Genomic DNA, 22122 nt, shown 5'->3' on the forward strand with positions numbered 1-22122 from the left:
ACCCTGCATGGAAATCACTTTCTTTGAAGCGAGGCATAAAAACGCAAAAATGCGCTTAAGATCACGCTTTTATTACGCTTTTTTCACCTGACCCGCCTGAGATCTGAACAAAAAACGAACAAATTTTCCTGGTTCGGAATTTAGTGACTACAGTTATAGTGGGAAGCTAGGGCAAAGGTGAAAACATGGCGCTTTACAGCATCGGTGAAGTGGCTCTGCTTTGTGACATCAATCCTGTAACGCTACGCGCCTGGCAGCGCCGCTATGGATTGCTAAAACCACAACGCACGGACGGCGGACACCGCTTATTCAATGAAGAAGATATTGATCGTATTCGGGAGATCAAACGCTGGATAGAAACTGGCGTTCAGGTCGGCAAAGTCAAATCGCTGCTGTGTGAAAAGACCAGCGCGCAGCACACCGGCTGGCTGGAGCAACAGGAGATGCTGCTCAGTTATCTGCAAAATGGCAATCTGAACCGTCTACGGCTGTGGATCAAAGAGCGCGGTCGCGATTACCCAGCTCAGACGCTGGTCACTAACCTGTTCATTCCGCTTCGCCGACGCCTGCAATCACAACAGGCCACTCTGCATATGCTGTTAAGCATGCTGGACGGCATCTTAATCAATCATATTTCGCATTGCTTACTGAGCGGTCACCGTAAAGCGGGGAAAGATGCGCTGGTGGTTGGCTGGAATATTCATGACACCACACGCTTGTGGCTGGAAGGCTGGATGGCCTCTGAGCAAGGCTGGCGGGTCGATATCCTCGCCCATTCGCTGACCCAGTTACGGCCGGAAATTTTCGAAGGGAAAACGCTGCTGGTCTGGTGTGGTGAATCGCCGTCTTCGTTACAGACACAACAGCTGGCCCGCTGGCGGGAAGCCGGTTATGAGATCGTTTCCCTCGGGGCATAGCGTTACTTTTACGCATTCGTTTAATAACAAAGGCGTTTCATAGTAGAATAACGGTGTTAACACAGGAGCCTGCTATGAAACCCGCCAAAATCGCTGTTATTACTCTCTTTACGCTGATGGCTATCGGCGGTATCAGTGGCGTGATGCTCGCGGGATATTCGTTTATTGTTCGTGGCGGTATCGGCTGAGCCAGCGGTTCAGTCGCTCAAAGCCACGGTCAATAATAATGGCCGCCAGCGCCACCAGAATCGCCCCCTGAAGCACGTACGCCGTGTTAAACCCGCTCAGTCCGATGATGATCGGCGTACCGAGCGTGTTGGCACCTACGGTTGATGCAATGGCTGCAGTGCCAATGTTAATGATGACCGAGGTGCGGATCCCCGCCAGAATCACCGGTGCTGCCAGCGGCAACTCCACTTTTGCCAGCCGCTGCCAGCCGTTCATCCCCATCCCTTTCGCCACACTGCTGACGCTTTCCGGCACCGCCGCCAGTCCTGCCAGCGTTCCCTGCAGGACCGGCAAAATGCCATAAAGAATCAGCGCGATAAGGGCCGGTTCACGGCCAAAGCCCATCACCGGAACCGCAATTGCCAGCACCGCCACTGGCGGAAAGGTCTGCCCCATCGCGGCAATGGTTTCGACCAGCGTGCGAAACTCGCGCCCCGCCGGACGCGTGACCAGAATTCCCGCGCCAACCCCCAGGATCACCGCCGCCAGGCTCGACACGCCCACCAGCCAGAGGTGCGCCAGCGTCAGCGTCAGAAAACTCTCCTGTTGATAGAGCGGGCGCGGCAGTTGCGGGAACAGCGCGTGAAACAATGGACCGCTGCGCGGCAACAGCCACAGCAGCGCGAGAAACAGCACAATCAACCACAGTAGCGGGTCACGAAACCGTTGCACGGTTTTCCTCCTCACGCAACAGATCAGCAAAATGCAGCACGCCACATGGCTCACCCAGCGCGTTAACCACCGGCAAACTGAGCCGCTGCTGCGCCACAAACGCTGACAGCGCCTCGCGCAGGCTCATGGCTTCCTGCAATGGTTCGCCCTGAGCGTGTTCATCACGACGCAGGTAATGCCTCACTTCGCGTAACGACAGCAGCCGTACGCCCAGTTCACTGCTGCCAAAAAAGGTGCGTACAAATTCGTTGTGGGGATGGCTTAAGATCTCCAGCGGCGTACCCTGCTGGATCACTTCGCCGCCGTCCATTAATACCAGATGATCAGCCAGCCGCAGCGCTTCGTCGATGTCATGGGTGACCAGCACAATCGTTCGCCCGAGCAGGCGGTGAATGCGGCTCATCTCCTGCTGGAGCGCGGCACGGGTCACCGGGTCGAGCGCGCCGAAGGGTTCATCCATCAGCAGCACTTCAGGGTTCGCCGCCAGCGCCCGCGCCACGCCAACGCGCTGCTGCTGCCCGCCCGACAACTGGTGCGGATAACGCTCGCGCAACGCGGGTTCCAGACCGAGCAGTGCCATCAGTTCCTCAATGCGCTGGTCGATTTTGCCGCGCGACCATTTCTGCAGTTGCGGCACTGTGGCGATGTTCTGCGCGACCGTCCAGTGGGGAAAAAGCCCAATCGACTGAATGGCGTAGCCCATCCGCCGGCGCATTTCGAGCACGGGCTGCTGGCGAATTTCTTCCCCGGCAAAACGGATGATGCCGCTGTCATGCTCCACCAGCCGGTTAATCATCTTCAGCGTGGTTGATTTCCCGGAGCCAGAGGTCCCAACCAGCACCGAAAAAGCGCCTTCCCGCAGATTCAGCGAGAGATCTTTCACCGCGTCGAGGCCTGAGAAGCTTTTGCTCACATGTTCAAATTCAATCATTTCGCGCCCCTCTCAGCAGAGCTATCCACAGGCCAAACAGCGCATCCAGCACTACCGCCAGTACAATCGTTGGGATCACACCCAACAGAACCAGATCCAACGCACTGCTCAGCAACCCCTGGAATACCAGCGCACCAAAACCCCCTGCGCCGATAAGCGCTGCTATCACTGCCATGCCCACCGTCTGGACGGCGACCACGCGCAGACTGCGCAGCAACACTGGCATTGCCAGCGGTAGCTGAACCTGCCAGAAACGCTGGCGAGGGCTCATGCCCATAGCCTCCGCGCTTTCAAGAATATCAGGCGGCACCTGACGCATCCCCGCCACCACGCCGCGCACAAGCGGCAGGAGCGCATAAAGCACCAGCGCTATAAGCGCCGGCGCCAGCCCTGTGCCGGCAATACCCATTTTCGCCAGTACCGGAAACTGTTGAACCAGCCCGGCCAGCGGCGCAATCAGCAACCCAAACAGCGCGACAGAAGGGATAGTCTGAATAATATTCAGGGTGGTAAAAACAGAGGTCTGACGTGAATCATGGCGATAGCACCACAGGCCGAGTGGAATGCCGATCATCAGCCCAGGCAACAGCGTACCGAACAGCAGCGTCAGATGCTGCACCAGCGCATCGTTAAACACGTCCTGGCGATTGCTGTACTCTTTCAGCAACGAGAGATCATCCAGTTTCCCCAGCCATAACAGTACACAGGGAAGGATCCAGATTTGCGCATTGAGCAACCAGCGCCAGACGGAACGTCGAGTCAGCCGTCTCGCCGTATCACTGCAAATCAGTAATGACAACGCCAGCCACAGCCATAATCCGCTGCCTGGTGAGGTTCTCGCCAGCGGGCTTTCGCTGGTCACAAGCAGTGTTGCGGCATGCCCGGCAGACCAGAACAGCGTGACGAACGAGAGTTGCGCGAGGAGGAACGTTGTCCATAACGGGAGCTGGCCGGGCAGCAAGCTGAGCACAATAAAAACCGCTGGCAGCGCCAGCAACCAGTAAGAAGAGAAAGCGCTAATCTGCCACAGTTGCCGCCCTTCGCCCGACATCAGCCGGTTGGGTGCATAATTGATAAAGGGGAGCATCGCTGCTGCCAGTGCGATCAGTACCAGCAGCAGCACGACCCGGTTATGACATTGAATCGACACGGTTCCGTTACTTCACCAGCCCTTTTTGTTTCAGATAGTCAGCCGCCACTTTTTTGGCATCCAGCCCTTCCACGGCAATGCTGGCGTTCAGCTGTTGCAGCGTTTTTTCATCCAGACTTTCAAAGACGGGTTTCAGCCATTCGCCGATCTGCGGATATGCTTTCAGCACCGCGTCCCGCACCACCGGCGTGGGGGCGTAAATCGGCTGCACACCTTTCGGATCGCTCAGGGTTTGTAACCCCAGTGCGGCCACCGGACCATCAGTGCCATAGGCCATCGCGGCATTTACACCAGAGGTCTGCTGCGCCGCGGCTTTGATGGTCACCGCGGTATCCCCTCCGGCCAGTGACAGCAATTGGTCCTGGTTGAGTTTGAAACCGTAGGCTTTCTCAAAGGCAGGTAGTGCATCTGTTCGCTCAATAAACTCAGCCGATGCCGCCAGCTTAAATTTACCGCCCTCTTTCAGGTAACGGCTGAGATCAGCAAGCGAGGTGAGTTTATTTTCCTTCGCCAGTTCCTGACGAACGGCGATAGTCCAGGTGTTATTGGCAGGCGCTGGCGTCAGCCAGACCAGTTTGTTCTGCTCAGCGTCCAGTTTTTTGACTTTTTCATAGCCCTGTTGAGCATTCTTCCAGGCCGGAGCGTTCTCTTCTTTGAAGAAAAACGCGCCGTTGCCGGTATATTCCGGGTAGATATCCAGCGCACCTGACGTGATGGCACCACGTACCACAGGTGTTGTACCGAGCTGAACTTTGTTAACCGTTTTGACGCCGTGGCTTTCCAGTACCTGCAAAATAATGTTGCCGAGCAGCGCCCCTTCGGTATCAATTTTCGATCCGACTTTGACCGGCTCCGCGGCCTGGAGCGGCAGACTGAATGCCGCCACGAGCGCCATCGTCGCCGCCCACCCCTTTGTCATTGTCATGCGATTTTCCTCGTGATTTACGCTCTTTTTCATAGCCTTGAATGAAAAGCGTAGACGAAAACGGTTCGTTTAACCGGAGAATGCGTGATTATCTGAGTGAGTACAACCCTTTTTACCAGCTCCCGTACGGATAGGTTTTACCCTTAATAAATCCCGGGGTATCACCGAAATAGACATATCCGTTGGGGTGCTCTGTGATGCCCTGGCAAAACTTCATCTCTTTGCCGCTACGGGTGATCATCTGGGCGGGTGTCACCGGGATATTGGGGTAACGATTGACATCATCGAGCCAGAGTCGCACTTTGCCCTCGGGAGCAAGACCAATCAGCAGCGTGTCATACCAGACAGTACGACCCGAATAGCTAGTATGATCAGCAGGGGTTTTCATCCGCTGCCAGGTTTTCGGTGAAAAGAGAATACTGGTTTCGTACGTTTTCTTATCAATAATTGAATCCCAGCAAAACAGCATATATTGCGGCAGACTTTTTACCTTATTGAAACTAAGGTATGTCGAGCCAGTTGTCTGGCTCCATGTTCCCTGCACATTGGGATCATCTTCGGCTGAATCCAGGGTAAAAAATTGATTGAGGTAACCCTCGACATCAATAATCTGGACATAAGTGACCGTGGCATAAAGTGCAAAGGGGGTGAAGAAATCGAAACGCCATTCTTTGTAGGGCAACGTCCAGTCGCCCTCCGCCGCCTGACGTGACTGCAGGGGGTGTGAAGCGGGATAGTGACAACCGGTCATCACCGTAAAGAGTATAAAAATAGCGAACATATTCTTTTTCATGCTTTTTTTCCATCCATGTTATAGACAGTGCGGATCCAACCCTCATCCGGACGATTAACAAAACTCACGATTTCCGCCGGTGCTGCGCCGCCCTGGATATCGCCCTGTTTGTTGATTTCAATGGCATTCCAGTTAGCAGAACAGTGAATATAACGCGATGCCAGCACGTCCAGTTCCTCAGAGGTAAACCCGAAAACGGTGTCATAACGACGGGCTTTCTCCTCCTGGGCGAGCGCTTTTTTCGCAAGCGCCTGTAACTCTGCTGGTAAAACCAGCGCGGGACGCCCTGAATCGACATCATCGAACACCACCCCTGCAGCTTCAGCGGCGGCAATCATTACCCGCAGTGTCACCTTCGACCAGTCATTGCGCACGATCCGCTGGCGGAGCGTCAGCGCAGCGAAACTGCGCTTTTGCATCTGTCCGTACCGATCAGTGGGCATTCGCTCATCAGCCCAGACCTCCGGGATAATGGGATTATTGCGGATGATCGGCGCAATCGCTGGCGATGCCTCCATCACCCGTAATTGCCCCATCGTCAGCCGATATGCCCGGGTTTGCTCTCCTGGCTTTTCTAGCGGTACCGTTTCAGTCTGCGGTCGGGTCAGGAACAGTGCCTCTCTTTCCTGCGGTAGATAGCCACCACCGATGTCAGAATGAACGCCGGGCAGCATCAGCTCCGGCCAGGCCGGACGGACGCTGTTTGAGGCAAAATTGAAGCGGCATTCGTGCCCGGCGGTGATCTGAAAAACTTTTTCCGCTACGCCGGGACGCAGTCGGATCCTGACCTCGCCGGTATCAGCACTGTGAGGATTCAGGCCATTCAGTGGCGTACCGATGGCCGCGACAGTGTCAAAGAGGCCAATAAAGCGTGTCTTACCCGCAGGCGTGCCGCTGTAGGTGATATCTCTCATCCCCTGCCGGATAGCGGCGATAATGGCGCGATCTTCTTCCTGTACACGGTTGGCAAAATGTCGCGCGGCAGCGGCACCACGGCTAAAACCGAATATGTCAAATTGGAGGGCAGCAATTTCAGCATTTCCTTGCAAGAGATCGAGTGCACGACTGATCGCAAATGGAATCTGCTTCACTGCATCATCCGTTTTTGCTATCACTCCGGTATCTGAAATCCCCAATCCCATCCCAATCTGACTGTCCGCTTCCCCTGCACGGGTACCGATCCCTTCGATATAAATCTTATTCTGCATAGTGTTAGCTTCTTCGAAAAATCGCCTGGGGTACAATTCATGCAACCAATGAATATTGGTGTAATAGCCTTTGTAGCTGGTAGCATCGCAGCCGGAGATCCCCAGTTGCATTTGTGCGTTACGTTCGAGAATGCTGACTGCATCGGGGTTGTCGATATCAAAATGTTGCGCGGTACAGGCGGCCAGCATATTGCGGGTATTCACGGCATTATTGCCGGTACCATCGAAGAATATGCCCAACGTTAGCGTCAACGTTCTTTTGGCGGGTGGCGATTTCTGTGGTGGTATTTCAGGTGGGAAAATCTCATTATAATTTTCCGGGGTGACCAGATAATCATATTCCGTACCGGCAGCGAGATGTCGACAGTGAATATAATCATAGCCGACCGTTATATATTCCTGATGAATATCATCAACCACAGAATGACACTGGATCTGTTGTATGGATGCGCCACGCAAGTTAATCGCGTAATACGCTTCCCATCGTCCTGCAGGGCTCATACGGTAAAAGCTAAAATTGAGCGTTAACCGTTCATTATGATTGATTGCCTGCATCAATAACGGGGAGCTTTTATCAACCGGCTTACAAAACGTGAGGCCTTGCGGTGCCAGCCGCTGCGTGGTTCTCGACAGATTTTTTCTCAGGCTAAAAACAAATATCTCATCAGGGTGGGATTGCTGATAATGGTTGCCAACAGAATCAGCACTGCCGCAGCCAGACGAAATAAGACCCTGCTGCGCACCGCGCAGGGTTAAATAGATAATATCACTCACTGAATTACATCCGTTTAATAAATTGAATCAATGTAATTAATATCGAAGGCATTAATGCTTGCCATCGTTATAAACGGATGCAGGAAATTAATACAATAAAAATAAAAAAGAGCGCTCTTTTTGTTTATTGCCTGCCTGAAGATTATTTCCTCCAGGCAGGCAACTCATTTTATTTCAATTCAAACTCACCCTGTTTCACCCGGGCGGAATCAACACCGATGAAGACGTTGAATTTACCCGGCTCCACGTCATATTTCATGCGCTGGTTCCAGAACTTCAGTGCATCCACGTCGATCGGGAAGCTGACGGTCCGGGTTTCGCCGGGTTTGAGGTTCACTTTCTCAAAACCACGCAGCTGTTTCACCGGCCGGCTCATTGAGGCGGTGACGTCCTGCAGGTACATCTGGATCACCGTCGCCCCTTCACGCTTGCCAGTGTTGGTGACATCGACGCTGGCGGTGACGTTGCCGTTACGTTTCATCGTAGGTGCCGACATTTTCACATCGGATACGGTGAAGGTGGTGTAGCTCAGGCCATAGCCGAACGGATAGAGCGGCCCGTTGGCTTCGTCAAAGTAGCGCGAGGTGTATTTATTCGGTTTTTCCGGATTGTACGGGCGACCGGTATTGAGGTGGCTGTAGTACACCGGGATTTGCCCGACCGAGCGCGGGAAGGACATCGGCAGTTTACCGGACGGATTGTAATCACCAAACAGCACGTCGGCGATGGCGTTGCCACCTTCGGTACCGGCAAACCAGGTTTCGAGAATCGCATCAGCCTGTTGATCTTCTTTTACCAACGCCAGCGGACGACCGTTCATCAGCACCAGCACCAGCGGTTTACCGGTGGCTTTCAGCGCGGCAATGATATCACGCTGACTCTGCGGGATAGTGATGTCGGTGCGACTGGAGGCTTCGTGCGCCATTCCCTGTGCTTCACCGACCACCGCCACAACCACGTCAGACTGTTTCGCCGCGGTGACGGCTTCGTCAATCATCGCCTGCGGCGAGCGCGGGTCGACCACCACGGCCGGTTCATACTGGTTGAGGAAATCCACAATGCCTTTGTCGCTGGTGACGTTCGCCCCTTTGGCGTAAATCACTTTCCCCTGCGTGCCTACCGAGTTTCTGATGCCGGTCAGCAGCGTGACGGACTGATCAGCCACCCCGGCGGCCGACCAGCTGCCCATCATGTCGCGCTTGCTGTCGGCCAGTGGGCCAACCACCGCAATCGTGGCGGTCTTCTTCAGCGGTAACGTATCGAGACGGTTTTTCAGCAGCACCAGACTTTCACGCGCCACTTCGCGGGCCTCTTTGCGATGCAGGCGGCTTTCAGCGTTAGTGTCTTTCGGGTCGGATTCTTTCGGCCCCAGATGGCTGTAAGGATCGTTAAACAACCCCATGTCATATTTCACGTTCAGTACGTGACGGGTCGCGTCGTCCAGTTCCGCCATCGTGACTTTGCCCGACTTCACCAGCCCCGGCAGGTATTTGCTGTAGTATTCATCGCTCATACTCATGTTAATGCCAGACTTGAGCGCCACGCGTACCGCATCTTCCGGGTCGGAGGCTGTGCCGTGTTTAATCAGCTCTTTGATAGCGCCATGGTCGGAGATGGTGATACCTTTAAAGCCCCACTCGTTGCGCAGCAAGTCTTTCAGCAGCCAGGAATCTGACGACGCCGGGGTGCCGTTCAGCGAGTTCAGGGCCACCATCACCCCGCCGCTGCCGGCATCCAGCGCCGCTTTGTACGGCGGCATGTAATCGTTGAACAGGCGCTGCGGGCTCATGTCGACGGTGTTGTATTCTTTACCCCCTTCAACAGCGCCGTAGGCTGCGAAGTGTTTGACGCTGGTCATCACCGAGTACCGGTCTGCCGGGCTTTTGCCCTGCATCGATTCGACCATGGTTTTCCCCATGATCGCCGTCAGGTAAGTATCTTCACCAAAGCCTTCTGAGACGCGGCCCCAGCGCGGATCGCGGGAGACGTCAACCATCGGCGCCCAGGTCATATTCAGGCCATCGTCGGCTGCTTCAAAGGCGGAGACTCGCCCCACGGTTTTCACCGCATCAAGATTAAATGAGGAGGCAAGACCGAGGCTGTTCGGAAACACGGTGCGCTGACCGTGAATCACGTCGTAGGCAAAAAACAGGGGGATTTTCAGGCGGCTGAGTTCCATCACCTGATCCTGCATCGTGCGGATATCGGGACGAGTGACAGTATTGAAAATAGCGCCCACCTGCCCCGCTTTGATCATCTCCCGAATCGCCTCTTTTGGGTTATCCGGGCCAACGCTAATCAGGCGCAACTGACCAATTTTTTCATCGACGGTCATTTTCTTGAGCAATTCCGTGACAAACGCATCCCGCGCTTCGGGCGTCAACGGGTGGTTACCGAACAGGTCGTCAGCCAGAGCAGGTTGCAACGCCAGACTAACGGCAACGCCAACAGAACATAGCCATTTCATTTATATTTTTACTCTCTATTTCGGGCCGGATAACCCGGCGAAACCGCGGTTTGCCATAAGCCTAAACGGCTGATAAGAATAATGCTAAGGTTATTCTCTGATTTTTCTACCGCATTCGCGAATCAAATTGTCATACAAAGCGCTATGCTTAAGCGCGACAAATTTGCTCACCACAAGGAGTGGGAAGATGTCTTCCACCACGATAACTGATAATACCGTCCTTCTGGCAGAACTCGCTCGTCTGGTTGGTCACGCTCACCTGCTGACGGATCCGGCCAAAACGCAACGCTATCGCAAAGGTTTTCGCTCGGGTCAGGGCGATGCGCTGGCGGTGGTATTTCCCGGTTCGCTGCTCGAACTCTGGCGTGTGCTGAACGCCTGTGTCAGCGCCGATAAAATCATCCTGATGCAGGCGGCCAATACCGGCCTTACCGAAGGCTCCACGCCAAACGGCAACGATTATGACCGTGAGATTGTCATCATCAGCACTCTGCGTCTCGACAAACTGCACCTGCTGGACAACGGCGAACAGGTGCTCGCCTTTCCCGGCACGACACTCTATTCGCTGGAAAAAGCGCTCAAGCCGTTTGGCCGCGAGCCGCATTCGGTGATCGGCTCGTCCTGTATTGGCGCGTCGGTGATTGGCGGGATCTGCAACAACTCTGGTGGATCGTTGGTACAACGCGGTCCGGCCTATACCGAAATGTCGCTGTTCGCGCGCATTGACGAACAGGGCAAGCTGCAACTGGTGAACCACCTCGGTATTGAGCTTGGTGAGACGCCGGAGCAGATCTTAAGCAAACTCGACGATGACCGCGTGAAAGAGAGCGATGTGCGCCACGACGGCCGCCACGCGCATGATCACGACTACATTTCCCGCGTGCGCGACGTCAACGCACAAACCCCGGCCCGCTACAACGCTGACCCGGATCGTCTGTTTGAATCCTCCGGTTGCGCCGGCAAGCTGGCGGTGTTCGCCGTGCGTCTCGACACCTTCCCGGCTGAAAAAAATCAGCAGGTATTTTACATCGGCACTAATCAGCCGGACGTGTTGACGGAGATCCGTCGTCATATTCTGGCGAACTTTGAAAACCTGCCGGTGGCCGGGGAATACATGCACCGTGATATTTACGATATCGCTGAGCAGTACGGTAAAGACACCTTCCTGATGATCGACAAACTCGGCACCGACAAAATGCCGTTCTTCTTCACGCTGAAGGGGCGTACCGACGCGATGCTGGAAAAAGTATCGCTGTTTAAACCGCATTTCACCGACCGCTTTATGCAGAAGATTGGTCACGTTTTCCCCAACCATCTGCCGCCGCGCATGAAAGCATGGCGCGATAAGTATGAACATCACCTGTTGCTGAAAATGGCAGGCGATGGCATTGAAGAAGCGAAACGCTGGCTGAATGACTATTTTCAGCAGGCTGAAGGGGCTTATTTCGAATGTACGCCGGAAGAAGGCAGCAAAGCATTTTTGCACCGGTTCGCCGCTGCCGGAGCCGCCATCCGCTATCAGGCGGTTCATGCCGATGAAGTGGAGGATATTCTGGCGCTGGATATTGCGTTACGCCGTAACGACACCGAATGGTTTGAGCATCTCCCGCCGGAAATTGACAGCCAGCTGGTGCATAAGCTCTATTACGGTCATTTCATGTGCCACGTTTTCCATCAGGATTACATCGTCAAAAAAAGAGTGGATGCGCATGCGCTGAAAGAACAGATGCTGGCACTGTTGCGCGAGCGGGGAGCACAGTACCCGGCGGAACATAACGTCGGACACCTGTATGAAGCGGCAGACAGCCTGAAGCAGTTTTATCGTCAGAATGACCCGACCAACAGCATGAATCCTGGAATTGGCAAAACCAGCAAGCAAAAGTACTGGGGCGAAACCGCCACCCCAGTCAGTAAGGCGGAGTAAGGTTAATCCGCCTGGGTGGTTTGTTCACCGTGCAGCATGGCGTTCGCCATCTGTGCCTCGCGCTGTTTTTTATAGCTCAGCGCAGCAGGCGGAACTGGCATGATTTTCCCGGTCTCCACCCATGTCCGCAGGCGGCTGGCGTCGGCGAAATGGGTGTATTTGCCGAAGGCATCCATCACCACCAGCGCCACCGGACGGTTGTTAATGACTGTGCGCATAATCAGGCAATGCCCGGCTGCGTTGGTGAAGCCGGTTTTGGTCAGCTGAATATTCCAGTTATCGCGATACACCAGATGGTTGGTGTTGCGAAACGGCAGTGTATAGGCCGGATGGGCAAACGTCGCGGTATCTTCACGCGTAGTACTGAGCTGACCGATCAGCGGGTACTGCTTGCTGGCGATCAGCAGTTTGGTTAAATCCCGCGCTGTTGAAACGTTCTGGATAGATAACCCGGTTGGCTCCACATAGCGAGTATGCGTCATGCCCAGCGCTTTCGCTTTGGCATTCATCGACTTGATGAACGCGCTGTAACCGCCCGGATAATGGTGCGCCAGGCTTGCCGCTGCGCGGTTTTCAGAAGACATCAGCGCCAGCAGCAACATATTCTTGCGGCTAATCTGGCTGTTCAAACGGACGCGCGAGTAAACCCCTTTCATTTCTGGCGTCTGGCTGATATCCACCGTCAGCATTTCATCCAGTGGCAGACGGGCGTCCAGCACCACCATCGCGGTCATCACTTTGGTGATTGACGCCATGGGGCGCACGAGATCCGGGTGGCTGGAATAAATCACCTGATTAGTATTCAAATCGACAATCATCGCACTACCGGATGCGATCTCCGGTTGCGCGGCCGCTGCGGTTGCAACGGTTTTCGCGCTCGCCTGTGGCGCAAAAGGCACTGCCAGCATCAGCGCAAGGCTGAGCAAGGACACTCGACATTTCTGCATGGTGAGATTTCTGGTTATTTTTTCGGCAAAAGATTAATGTAGCTGATTATTTCAGGATTTCCTGAAGCTGCATCATACCTCGCAGAACTCCCGCGTCGCCAGCAGATAATCGTGAGGAAATGCTGCACCGCCGGAGAACCCGACGGTGCATAATTCAGAACAAGCGATAACCGTAACCCCAGAGGATCACTGTTAACGCCAGCAGAACTTCAAGCACCAGCACGCCGATGGCCAGCGTCGAGCTGGAAAAGCTTAAGCCCTCTTCTTTGTTAATATTGAGGAAGGTTGGCACGCCCAGGTAGAGCAGATAGCCGGTGTAGAACAGCGCAATCGTCCCCGCCAGTGCGCAAAGCCAGACCAGCGGATAAAGCGCGACAATCCCACTCAGGAACAACGGCGTGGCAACATATCCGGCGAAGACCATACAGTGGCGAAGCGACGGGCGTTGCGGATAGTGACGCGCCATCCACCAGATGACTCGCCCCATCGCCGCGACCCCTATCAGCATCAGCGCATAAAAGAGAACGGCAGAAAACAGGCCGGTCACGGGCGACAGTTTAACTACCGTGCCATCGCCAAAATTCCAGCCAAGTTGCGTGGTACCAATAAAGGCGCAGATCACCGGGATCGCCGCCATGATTAACACATGGTGAGTGTAGTGATGCGAAACAGATTCGTTTTCGCCACGGATGACGTGCATTTCGCGCTCGGGATGTGAAAACAGTCCCCAGACATGGTTCATAAAACCCCCTTGTCACGGCTTCGTAGAATCACCCTTCAAGTATAAGACATACTGATAGATTATTTTGCGTACAGCGTGAAAAAGCAGATTAGCGCTATTTCCCGTCTTTGCCGTCGCAAGGGCGTCAGAGGGTATATGATTAACCACAGGTGTTATTCAGGGAGTCCTTACTTCGTATGGATATCAACAGTCTGGTTTCACAGTATGGCTACGCCGCGCTGGTCATCGGCAGCCTGGCGGAAGGAGAAACCGTCACTCTGCTCGGCGGGGTAGCGGCGCATCAGGGATTGCTTAAATTCTGGCTGGTGGTGGTGTCGGTGGCGCTCGGCGGGATGATTGGCGATCAGGTGCTTTACCTGCTGGGGCGACGTTTTGGCGGCCGCCTGCTGCGGCGCTTCAAACGCCATAAAGCTAAAATCCGTTCGGCTCAGCGGCTGATCCAGCGCCGCCCTTACCTGTTCGTTATTGGAACCCGTTTTATGTACGGCTTTCGGGTCATTGGCCCGCTACTGATTGGCGCCAGCCGGTTACCACCGAAAATATTCCTGCCGCTTAACATTCTCGGGGCGATTATCTGGTCGCTGCTGTTTACCACCCTGGGTTACGTCGGTGGAGAAGTTATCGGCCCGTGGCTGCACAATCTCGACAAGCATCTCAAACACTGGATCTGGCTGCTGCTGGCGGTGGGTCTGGTGGTGGCCGTGCGCTGGTGGCTCAGGCGACGCGACAAAAAGCGCGCGTCGCCGGAGGATTAGTGGTGTCGCGCCGCGTAAGCGTCAATAGTCTGCGCAATCGCGGCGGAATCCTGCAGGGTTCTGACCGCGGTAAACAGCGCCGTCGCCTCACGGTACTCTTTGCGTAAATACCCCAGCCACTGTTTGATGCGGGCGACGTGATAAAGCCCGGTGTCGCCTTGTTTCTCCTTGCGGGAGTACGTCTGTAACAACTTCACGACGTCGGGCCATGGCATGCGCGGTTCGTTGTATTTCACGACCCGGCTCAGGTTCGGCACGTTCAGCGCACCACGGCCAATCATCACCGCATCGCAGCCGGTTGCCGCCATGCACGCCTGCGCGCTCTGCCAGTCCCAGATTTCGCCGTTGGCAATAACCGGAATGGTCAGCCGCTGACGGATCTCGCCAATCGCCTGCCAGTCGATGCGTTCCGCTTTATAGCCATCTTCTTTGGTACGACCATGCACGACAAGCTCCGTCGCCCCTGCCTGCTGTACTGCGTCGGCGATTTCAAACTGCCGGTCGCCGCTGTCCCAGCCCAGACGCACTTTCACCGTCACCGGCAGATGAGCCGGAACCGCTTCACGCATGGCTTTTGCGCCACGGTAAATCAGCTCTGGATCTTTCAGCAGCGTTGCCCCGCCGCCGCTGCCATTGACCACTTTTGACGGACAGCCGCAGTTAAGATCAACCCCCCATGAGCCGAGCGCGACGGCACGGGCCGCGTTCTCCGCCAGCCATTGCGGGTATTGCCCCAACAGCTGAATACGTACCGGCGTACCAGCACCAGTGCGGCTCTGATGGTGCAGTTCAGGGCAAATACGATAAAACGATTTTTCCGGCAGAAGCTTATCCACCACCCGCAAAAATTCGGTGATACAGAGATCGTAATCGTTAACCTCAGTCAGCAGCTCGCGCACCAGCGAATCGAGCACGCCTTCCATCGGCGCCAGTAAAACACGCATATCGTTACCCGGAGAAAAAGAGGCGCTATCTTAGCGTTAATGGCAGTGGGAATGAAGTCTGCTTTAACGGCTTCAGGCTACACTCTGTAACATCACTTTTTGCCAGCAAATTTGTTGGAATGCCAGATGAGCCACAGGGGGACCACAGGTATGCTCAGAATTCATGTTGTGATCGGTAGCACATTTCTGACTTTAATTGTATGATGAATGCGTTTCATCAAGGGTAATCACCATGAGTCAATTTTTCAATACATTCTGGCAGTACCTGCGGGCGTTCGTTCTGATCTACGCCTGCCTGTACGCGGGAAATTTCGTTGCCTCCCTGCTGCCTATTATTATTCCTGGCAGCATTATCGGTATGTTGATTTTATTTGTCCTACTGGCGCTGCAAATCCTGCCCGCAAAATGGGTCAATCCGGGCTGCTATGTGCTGATCCGCTATATGGCGCTGCTGTTCGTGCCTATCGGCGTCGGTGTCATGCAATATTTCGATCTGCTGCGCACCCAGTTCGGGCCGGTGGTGGTCTCTTGCGCCATCAGTACGCTGGTGGTGTTTCTGGTGGTGAGCTGGAGCTCACACCTCCTCCATGGTGAACGCAACGTGGTCGGCCAAAAAGGAACTGAAGAATGATGGAAAACATCTGGTGGTCGTTGCCGTTGACCCTGCTGGTCTTTTTCGCCGCCCGCAAGCTGGCCGCGCGCTTTAAGATGCCGCTGCTTAACCCGCTACTGGTGGCGCTGGTGGTGATTATTCCATTCCTGCTGCTGACCGGCATTCCTTACGATCACTATTTCCAGGGCAGCAAAATCCTTAACGATCTACTGCAACCGGCAGTCGTGGCGCTGGCTTTTCCGCTCTATGAACAGTTGCACCAGATTCGCGCCCGCTGGAAATCAATTATCACCATCTGCTTTATTGGCAGCCTGGTGGCAATGATCACCGGCACCTCGGTGGCCCTGCTGATGGGGGCAACGCCGGAAATTGCCGCTTCTGTTTTGCCGAAATCGGTCACGACGCCGATTGCCATGGCGGTCAGCGGCAGCCTTGGCGGCATTCCGGCTATCAGCGCGGTCTGTGTGATTTTTGTCGGTATTCTCGGCGCGGTATTTGGTCATACGCTGCTGAACCGGATGCGCATCCATACCAAAGCCGCGCGCGGACTGGCGATGGGAACCGCGTCGCATGCGCTGGGCACCGCCCGCTGCGCCGAGCTGGATTATCAGGAAGGCGCGTTCAGTTCGTTAGCGCTGGTGATCTGCGGGATTATCACTTCCCTGCTGGCGCCGTTTATTTTTCCGGTGTTACTGGCCATCCTGCATTAAAAGGCGATACATCACACATTTTTTCGTTGAATTTCATTAGTTGCACAGGTAGTGCGAAGTAGATCACATATAAAGCCGTAACAGGCCCGTAAACTACGCTCCCATTACATTGTTGAGAGGCAACGCCATGCATTCACGTTTTCATTATGCTTTTGCACAGCTTGCAGAAAATTTGCAGTCAGCTCTCACCCCAATTCTGGCGGATGAGCATTTTCCCGCACTGTTGACGGCGGAACAGGTCGCGGTGCTGCAAAAGGCTACGGGACTGGACGAAGACGCTCTGGCTTTCGCCCTCCTGCCACTGGCGGCGGCCTGTGCCCGCGCCGATCTCTCGCATTTTAACGTCGGGGCTATCGCCCGCGGCGTCAGCGGCACCTGGTATTTCGGCGGCAATATGGAATTCATTGGCGCCACCATGCAACAGACGGTACACGCTGAACAGAGCGCCATCAGTCACGCCTGGTTGCGTGGAGAAAAATCACTGCAGGCTATCACCGTAAACTACACGCCTTGCGGTCACTGCCGTCAGTTTATGAACGAACTGAACAGTGGTCTGACGCTGCGTATTAACCTGCCAGGCCGGGCACCGCACACGCTGAAAGATTACCTGCCGGACGCGTTCGGGCCGAAGGATCTGGAGATCAAAACCCTGCTGATGGATGACCAGGATCACGGCTACATTCTGGAAGGCGATGCGCTGGCGCAGGCGGCCATTACCGCCGCGAACAGAAGCCATATGCCATACAGCAAATCGCCGTCCGGCGTGGCGCTGGAGTGTCGCGATGGCACGATTTTCAGCGGCAGCTATGCGGAAAACGCGGCGTTCAACCCGACACTGCCGCCGTTGCAGGGCGCACTTAATCTATTGAGCCTCAACGGTTATGACTATCCGGACATTCAGCGCGCCATCCTTGCCGAACGCGCCGATGCGCCACTCATCCAGTGGGATGCTACCGCCGCCACCCTCAGAGCGCTCGGCTGCCAGAGTCTCGACCGCGTTCTGCTGTCCTGAACCCGTATCGTGCGGGCTTCGCGCCCGCACTGATGAAAATCCCCCCAATTAACTTACTGTTTCTTGCGCTTACCCGGCGGGTAAAGTAGCCTGAGTGAAATAAAATCTGCCATCGAGTCAAGTCCATGTTAAAGCGCGTGTTATACAGCCTGTTAGTCCTAATCGGCCTGCTGCTGTTGACCGTGCTGGGTCTTGATCGCTGGATGAGCTGGAAAACCGCGCCCTATATTTATGACGAGCTGCAGGACCTGCCCTATCGTCAGGTCGGCGTGGTGTTAGGCACCGCCAAATATTACCGCACCGGCGTTATCAATCAGTATTACCGTTACCGTATCCAGGGTGCGCTCAACGCCTATAACAGCGGCAAAGTGAATTATTTGCTGTTGAGCGGCGACAACGCGTTGCAAAGCTATAATGAACCGGTGACGATGCGTAAAGATCTCATCGCCGCGGGGGTTGATCCGGCCGACATTGTGCTGGATTACGCTGGTTTCCGGACGCTGGATTCTATCGTCCGTACGCGCCGGGTGTTTGATACCAATGATTTCATTATCATTACCCAGCGTTTTCACTGCGAGCGCGCGCTGTTTATCGCGCTGCATATGGGGATTCAGGCCCAGTGCTATGCCGTACCGTCGCCAAAAGACATGCTCAGCGTAAGGCTTCGTGAGTTTGGCGCGCGCTTCGGCGCCCTGGCGGACCTCTATCTTTTCAAGCGCGAACCCCGTTTTTTAGGGCCGCTGGTCCCCATTCCGTTACAGCATGAAGTCCCGGAAGATGCGCAGGGCTATCCATCGGTCACCCCTGAGCAATTGCTGGAGTTGCAGGACAAGCAAAGGAAAGAGTAATGGGCAATTACGCGCTGCTGGTGGGGAACGGGATTAATAATCTGGCCGACGGCAATTCCTGGTTTGATGTTCTGCAAAGCCTCGGTCAGAAATACGGAATTGCCATCGATACCAACAACAAACCTTTTACTCTCGCCTACGAAGAGATCTACTTCAACATCTTAAAAACGCAGCACAGCAATCGCATCGAAAGCACGATCAAACGCTTTATTGCCAACAAAATTCAGACCATTACCCGCAATGATATCCACCAGCAAATCATGACGCTCGATTGCCAGAACATCATGACCAGCAACTATGATCTGGCGTTCGAAAGCTGCCTGCCAGCGTCTGATGAAATTAAAAATAACGGCATTATCAAAGAACAAAAATACAACGTTTTCCGCCATCACCTCATTAACGACAAACGCATCTGGCATATCCACGGTGCGATTACCGTTGCCAACTCCATTACGCTGGGTTACGAGCACTACAGCGGTTATCTGCAGGCGATGCGTAACTACACCGCCACGGGTAGCAGTTATTCAAAAGAAGAGTTTAAAGATCTCAAACCGCTAATCCGTCGGTTAAACACACCGGGGGAGGAATTCAGTTGGATCGATAATTTTTTTCGTCGCAATATCTATATTTTCGGCCTGACACTGGACTTTGTGGAGATTGATCTGTGGTGGTTATTAACCTATCGCGAACGTTGCCGGTTGCTGGAAAAAAGTGACAAGGAAATCACTAATCGGATTGTCTATTACGTTCCAGCCTGTTTAGCGGAAGATGAGAAATCCCAGGCCAAAATCGCCCTGCTGAAAAGCGTCGGTGTGACCATTAATGATACATTCGGGCAGCATTTTTGCCGTTCAAAAGAGGATGAGAAAAGTTATTACGTGGACGTGATTGCGGATATCAGGAAGGCCGAAAAATAGCCCGGCGCGGGAAAATCCTGCCGGGCCTGAAGAAGACCGAACTTATTTTTTGCGCGCGTACTTGAGGGAGTCAAGCGCAACAGCAAAGATAATGATCGCCCCTTTAATGATGTACTGCCAGTACGGGTTCACACCGATATAGGTCAGACCGTAGTTGATGACAGTGAAGATAATCACACCAGTCACCACTCCCAGCACGGTACCAACCCCACCGCTGAAGGATACCCCGCCTACCACGCAGGCGGCGATGGCGTCCAGTTCGTACATAAAGCCGAGGTTGTTTGTCGCGGAGCCGATACGTCCCGCTTCCAGCATTCCGCCGAACGCGTAAAACACGCCGGACAGCGCATAAATCATCAGCAGGTTGAGACCGACGTTAACACCTGAGACTTTCGCCGCTTCCGGGTTGCCGCCGATAGCAAAAATATTTTTGCCGAAGCGAGTTTTATTCCACAGGATCCAGACGAAAATAATGGCAATTAACGCATAGAACGTAATATACGAGAGCCTGAAACTGCCCAGCGCCACAAACCCCTGAGCAAAGGTTGAGAAGTGGGAGTCAAACCCGGAGATCGGTGATGCGCCGACGAAATCGTAATAAAGGGAGTTGATCCCGTACACGATAATCATTGTACCCAGAGTCGTAATAAACGGCGTTACGTTCAGATATGCAATGATAATACCGTTCACCAGGCCGATGACCGCGCCAATAGCGCAAACAATCAGGATCACCAGCGGAATCGGCATGGTTGCCATTTCCGGGAACACTTTGTTCGCGTTTTCCACGGACTGAAGGAGCGTCGCGGCAATAACCGCCGCCAGCCCGACCTGACGACCTGCGGAAAGGTCAGTCCCCTGGGTGACAATCAGACCTGCCACACCCAGCGCGATGATAATACGTACGGAAGACTGCGTCAGGATGTTACTTAAGTTCAGCAGACTTAAGAAAGTGGGGTCCTGGAAAATAATAATCGCCAGCAAGACTAAAAGAACGACGTAAATACCGCCATCTTTCAGGTAGGTAATAAAACTTTTTTTGTTCAACGCACTCATGAGTGGCCCCTGATCTTAAAGGTGCAAAGACGCAAGACGCAGAATTTCGTTTTGCGTTGTCGTTTTGGTATCAACAATACCGGCGACGAGTCCATTGCTCATCACCAGAATACGGTCGGTAATTCCCAGCAATTCTGGCATTTCAGAAGAGATGATGATGATCCCTTTATTCTTTTTCGCCAGTTCAGCAATTAGCTGATAAATTTCGAATTTCGCACCAACGTCAATACCACGCGTCGGTTCATCAAGCATCAATATTTCCGGCTGGGTTAATAACCAACGACCGATAACTACTTTTTGCTGATTCCCGCCTGACAGCGAGCCGATTTGAGTACGGTGACCTGGCGTTTTTACCCGCATGGAGTCGATCACCCATTGGGTGTCGCTTTTCATACGCGTGTTATCCAGTAAACCCACCTTGTTTTTATAATTACGAATATTGGAAATAAGCGAGTTAAAACCAATATCCAGGTAAGCGTAAATCCCGGTTGAGCGACGCTCTTCTGTTACCAGCGCAAAACCATTATTAATGGCTTCGTTAGCGCTGTGGTTATTGATTTTCTTACCATGCAGGGTGATGGTGCCGGACGATTTTTCGCGAATACCGAATAACGTTTCCACGATATCGGTACGTTTCGCGCCAACCAGCCCGGCGATGCCAAGGATTTCACCTTTGTGCAGATCAAACGAAATATCGCGAATTGAGGGCTGGCGTAACGACGTGAGGTTACGCACCTCAAGGATCACTTCCCCCGGTGTATTGTGTTTGTCCGGGAAACGCTGGTTAAGCGAACGTCCGACCATCATGGCGATGATCTTGTCCATATCCAGCCCTTCCAGCGGCTGGGTGGCAATCCACTGACCATCGCGAAGTACCGTGATTTCATCGCATAACTGGAATATTTCTTCCATTTTGTGCGAGATATACACGATGCCGCAGCCACGCTCTTTCAGTTTGCGAATGATGGTAAAGAGATGGTTCACCTCTTTTTCGGTCAATGACGATGTAGGCTCATCCATAATGACGATTTTCGCGTCATAGGAGAACGCCTTGGCAATTTCAATCATCTGCATTTGCGAAACGGATAACGTCCCCACGCGGGCGCGCGGATCGATATCGATATCCAGTTCGTCAAAAATAGCTTTTGTATCACGATACATTTTGTCCTGATCGACAAACATGCCTTTGGTGGGGTAGCGCCCCAGCCACATGTTGTCCATCACGGAACGTTGTAATACCAGGTTGAGCTCCTGGTGTACCATGGAAATCCCGTTTTCCAGCGCTTCCTTCGCGGAATGGAAATCGATCTCTTTCCCCTGGAAAATAATGCTACCGGCATCTTTTTGATAGATGCCAAAAAGACATTTCAATAATGTTGACTTACCAGCGCCATTCTCGCCCATTAAGGCATGGATAGAATGAGGACGCACCTTTAAGTTCACATCATCGAGTGCCTTTACGCCGGGAAAAGACTTGTCGATATGATTCATTTCCAACAAGAATTCGCCTGGCGACGCTGTATTATTGCTGACCATAGTTATACCTGGCTGCGCGTGTGTGTGCCCGTGCTGATTGCTCAGCACGGGGAGTA

General features: G+C 53.8%; 21 protein-coding genes. 9 read left to right on the plus strand and 12 right to left on the minus strand.

Going from position 1 to position 22122, the window contains the following annotated elements; all coding sequences use genetic code 11:
* The first annotated feature begins 185 nt into the window (after window positions 1-185).
* Both mlrA and GTGU_RS24345 read left to right on the plus strand, forming a co-directional pair.
* Entirely contained in the window at window positions 186-917 is a 732-nt protein-coding gene (gene mlrA / locus GTGU_RS05485) for an HTH-type transcriptional regulator MlrA (protein ID WP_038154764.1), read from the plus strand.
* A gap of 74 nt (window positions 918-991) precedes the next feature.
* Window positions 992-1105: a protein YohO gene (locus GTGU_RS24345; RefSeq protein WP_072011914.1), complete on the plus strand. Its 114-nt coding sequence runs from the start codon at window positions 992-994 to the stop codon at window positions 1103-1105.
* On the opposite strand, the gene GTGU_RS05490 is transcribed toward GTGU_RS24345, so the two are convergent.
* The 7 genes from GTGU_RS05490 to bglX all read right to left on the minus strand — a co-directional run bounded on the left by GTGU_RS05490 (window position 1080) and on the right by bglX (window position 10065).
* Complete coding sequence (locus tag GTGU_RS05490; protein WP_038154766.1) at window positions 1080-1817, minus strand: ABC transporter permease; 738 nt, start codon at window positions 1815-1817, stop codon at window positions 1080-1082. The genes GTGU_RS24345 and GTGU_RS05490 overlap by 26 nt on opposite strands.
* Entirely contained in the window at window positions 1801-2748 is a 948-nt protein-coding gene (locus GTGU_RS05495; RefSeq protein ID WP_038154768.1) for an ABC transporter ATP-binding protein, read from the minus strand. The genes GTGU_RS05490 and GTGU_RS05495 overlap by 17 nt, the downstream gene beginning before the upstream one ends.
* Window positions 2741-3898, minus strand: coding sequence for an ABC transporter permease (locus GTGU_RS05500; protein WP_038154770.1), 1158 nt, complete (start codon window positions 3896-3898; stop codon window positions 2741-2743). Before GTGU_RS05500 ends, GTGU_RS05495 begins: the two co-directional genes overlap by 8 nt.
* A gap of 7 nt (window positions 3899-3905) precedes the next feature.
* On the minus strand, window positions 3906-4823 hold the full coding sequence (gene osmF, locus GTGU_RS05505) for a glycine betaine ABC transporter substrate-binding protein OsmF (RefSeq protein WP_038154772.1): 918 nt from the start codon (window positions 4821-4823) through the stop codon (window positions 3906-3908).
* A gap of 112 nt (window positions 4824-4935) precedes the next feature.
* Window positions 4936-5616: a DUF2931 family protein gene (locus tag GTGU_RS05510; protein ID WP_072011915.1), complete on the minus strand. Its 681-nt coding sequence runs from the start codon at window positions 5614-5616 to the stop codon at window positions 4936-4938.
* Window positions 5613-7598: an Hcp family type VI secretion system effector gene (locus tag GTGU_RS05515; protein ID WP_038154773.1), complete on the minus strand. Its 1986-nt coding sequence runs from the start codon at window positions 7596-7598 to the stop codon at window positions 5613-5615. The genes GTGU_RS05510 and GTGU_RS05515 overlap by 4 nt, the downstream gene beginning before the upstream one ends.
* 169 nt (window positions 7599-7767) lie before the next feature.
* Window positions 7768-10065 (minus strand): beta-glucosidase BglX, encoded by a 2298-nt coding sequence (gene bglX, locus GTGU_RS05520; protein WP_038154775.1) that lies wholly within the window; start codon window positions 10063-10065, stop codon window positions 7768-7770.
* A gap of 187 nt (window positions 10066-10252) precedes the next feature.
* Here bglX and dld point away from each other — a divergent pair, with 187 nt between their 5' ends.
* Window positions 10253-11989, plus strand: a complete 1737-nt coding sequence (dld, locus tag GTGU_RS05525; protein ID WP_038154777.1) for a D-lactate dehydrogenase — start codon at window positions 10253-10255, stop codon at window positions 11987-11989.
* Between the two features lie 2 nt (window positions 11990-11991).
* Here the strand turns inward: dld and pbpG are convergent, their stop codons facing one another.
* Window positions 11992-12936: a D-alanyl-D-alanine endopeptidase gene (gene pbpG / locus GTGU_RS05530; protein WP_038154778.1), complete on the minus strand. Its 945-nt coding sequence runs from the start codon at window positions 12934-12936 to the stop codon at window positions 11992-11994.
* A 154-nt stretch (window positions 12937-13090) separates the two neighbouring features.
* On the minus strand, window positions 13091-13678 hold the full coding sequence (locus GTGU_RS05535; RefSeq protein WP_038154780.1) for a Yip1 family protein: 588 nt from the start codon (window positions 13676-13678) through the stop codon (window positions 13091-13093).
* Window positions 13679-13854: 176 nt separating this feature from the next.
* On the opposite strand from GTGU_RS05535, the gene GTGU_RS05540 reads away from it, so the two are divergent.
* Complete coding sequence (locus tag GTGU_RS05540) at window positions 13855-14433, plus strand: DedA family protein (RefSeq protein ID WP_038154781.1); 579 nt, start codon at window positions 13855-13857, stop codon at window positions 14431-14433.
* On the opposite strand, the gene dusC is transcribed toward GTGU_RS05540, so the two are convergent.
* The gene (dusC, locus tag GTGU_RS05545; protein ID WP_038154782.1) at window positions 14430-15377 is read right to left on the minus strand and encodes a tRNA dihydrouridine(16) synthase DusC; all 948 of its coding nucleotides are present in this window, start codon (window positions 15375-15377) and stop codon (window positions 14430-14432) included. The genes GTGU_RS05540 and dusC overlap by 4 nt on opposite strands.
* A gap of 232 nt (window positions 15378-15609) precedes the next feature.
* Between dusC and GTGU_RS05550 the strand changes: the two genes are divergently transcribed.
* The 5 genes from GTGU_RS05550 (at window position 15610) to GTGU_RS05570 (ending at window position 19477) form a co-directional block, all read left to right on the plus strand.
* Window positions 15610-16008: a CidA/LrgA family protein gene (locus GTGU_RS05550; protein WP_038154783.1), complete on the plus strand. Its 399-nt coding sequence runs from the start codon at window positions 15610-15612 to the stop codon at window positions 16006-16008.
* The gene (locus GTGU_RS05555; RefSeq protein ID WP_038154784.1) at window positions 16005-16700 is read left to right on the plus strand and encodes a CidB/LrgB family autolysis modulator; all 696 of its coding nucleotides are present in this window, start codon (window positions 16005-16007) and stop codon (window positions 16698-16700) included. The genes GTGU_RS05550 and GTGU_RS05555 overlap by 4 nt, the downstream gene beginning before the upstream one ends.
* 127 nt (window positions 16701-16827) lie before the next feature.
* Window positions 16828-17712 carry a cytidine deaminase gene (cdd, locus tag GTGU_RS05560; protein WP_038154785.1) on the plus strand — a complete coding sequence of 295 codons (885 nt, stop codon included), beginning with the start codon at window positions 16828-16830 and terminating at the stop codon, window positions 17710-17712.
* A gap of 125 nt (window positions 17713-17837) precedes the next feature.
* Window positions 17838-18560, plus strand: coding sequence for an outer membrane permeability protein SanA (gene sanA / locus GTGU_RS05565; RefSeq protein WP_038154786.1), 723 nt, complete (start codon window positions 17838-17840; stop codon window positions 18558-18560).
* On the plus strand, window positions 18560-19477 hold the full coding sequence (locus GTGU_RS05570) for an SIR2 family protein (RefSeq protein WP_038154787.1): 918 nt from the start codon (window positions 18560-18562) through the stop codon (window positions 19475-19477). The genes sanA and GTGU_RS05570 overlap by 1 nt, the downstream gene beginning before the upstream one ends.
* A gap of 42 nt (window positions 19478-19519) precedes the next feature.
* On the opposite strand, the gene mglC is transcribed toward GTGU_RS05570, so the two are convergent.
* Window positions 19520-20530, minus strand: coding sequence for a galactose/methyl galactoside ABC transporter permease MglC (gene mglC, locus GTGU_RS05575; protein ID WP_038154788.1), 1011 nt, complete (start codon window positions 20528-20530; stop codon window positions 19520-19522).
* Window positions 20531-20545: 15 nt separating this feature from the next.
* A complete protein-coding gene (gene mglA, locus GTGU_RS05580) occupies window positions 20546-22066 on the minus strand; it encodes a galactose/methyl galactoside ABC transporter ATP-binding protein MglA (protein ID WP_038154789.1) in 1521 nt (506 codons plus the stop codon).
* Window positions 22067-22122: the final 56 nt, after the last annotated feature.

It is taken from the genome of Trabulsiella guamensis ATCC 49490 (assembly GCF_000734965.1).
Taxonomy (GTDB): domain Bacteria; phylum Pseudomonadota; class Gammaproteobacteria; order Enterobacterales; family Enterobacteriaceae; genus Trabulsiella; species Trabulsiella guamensis.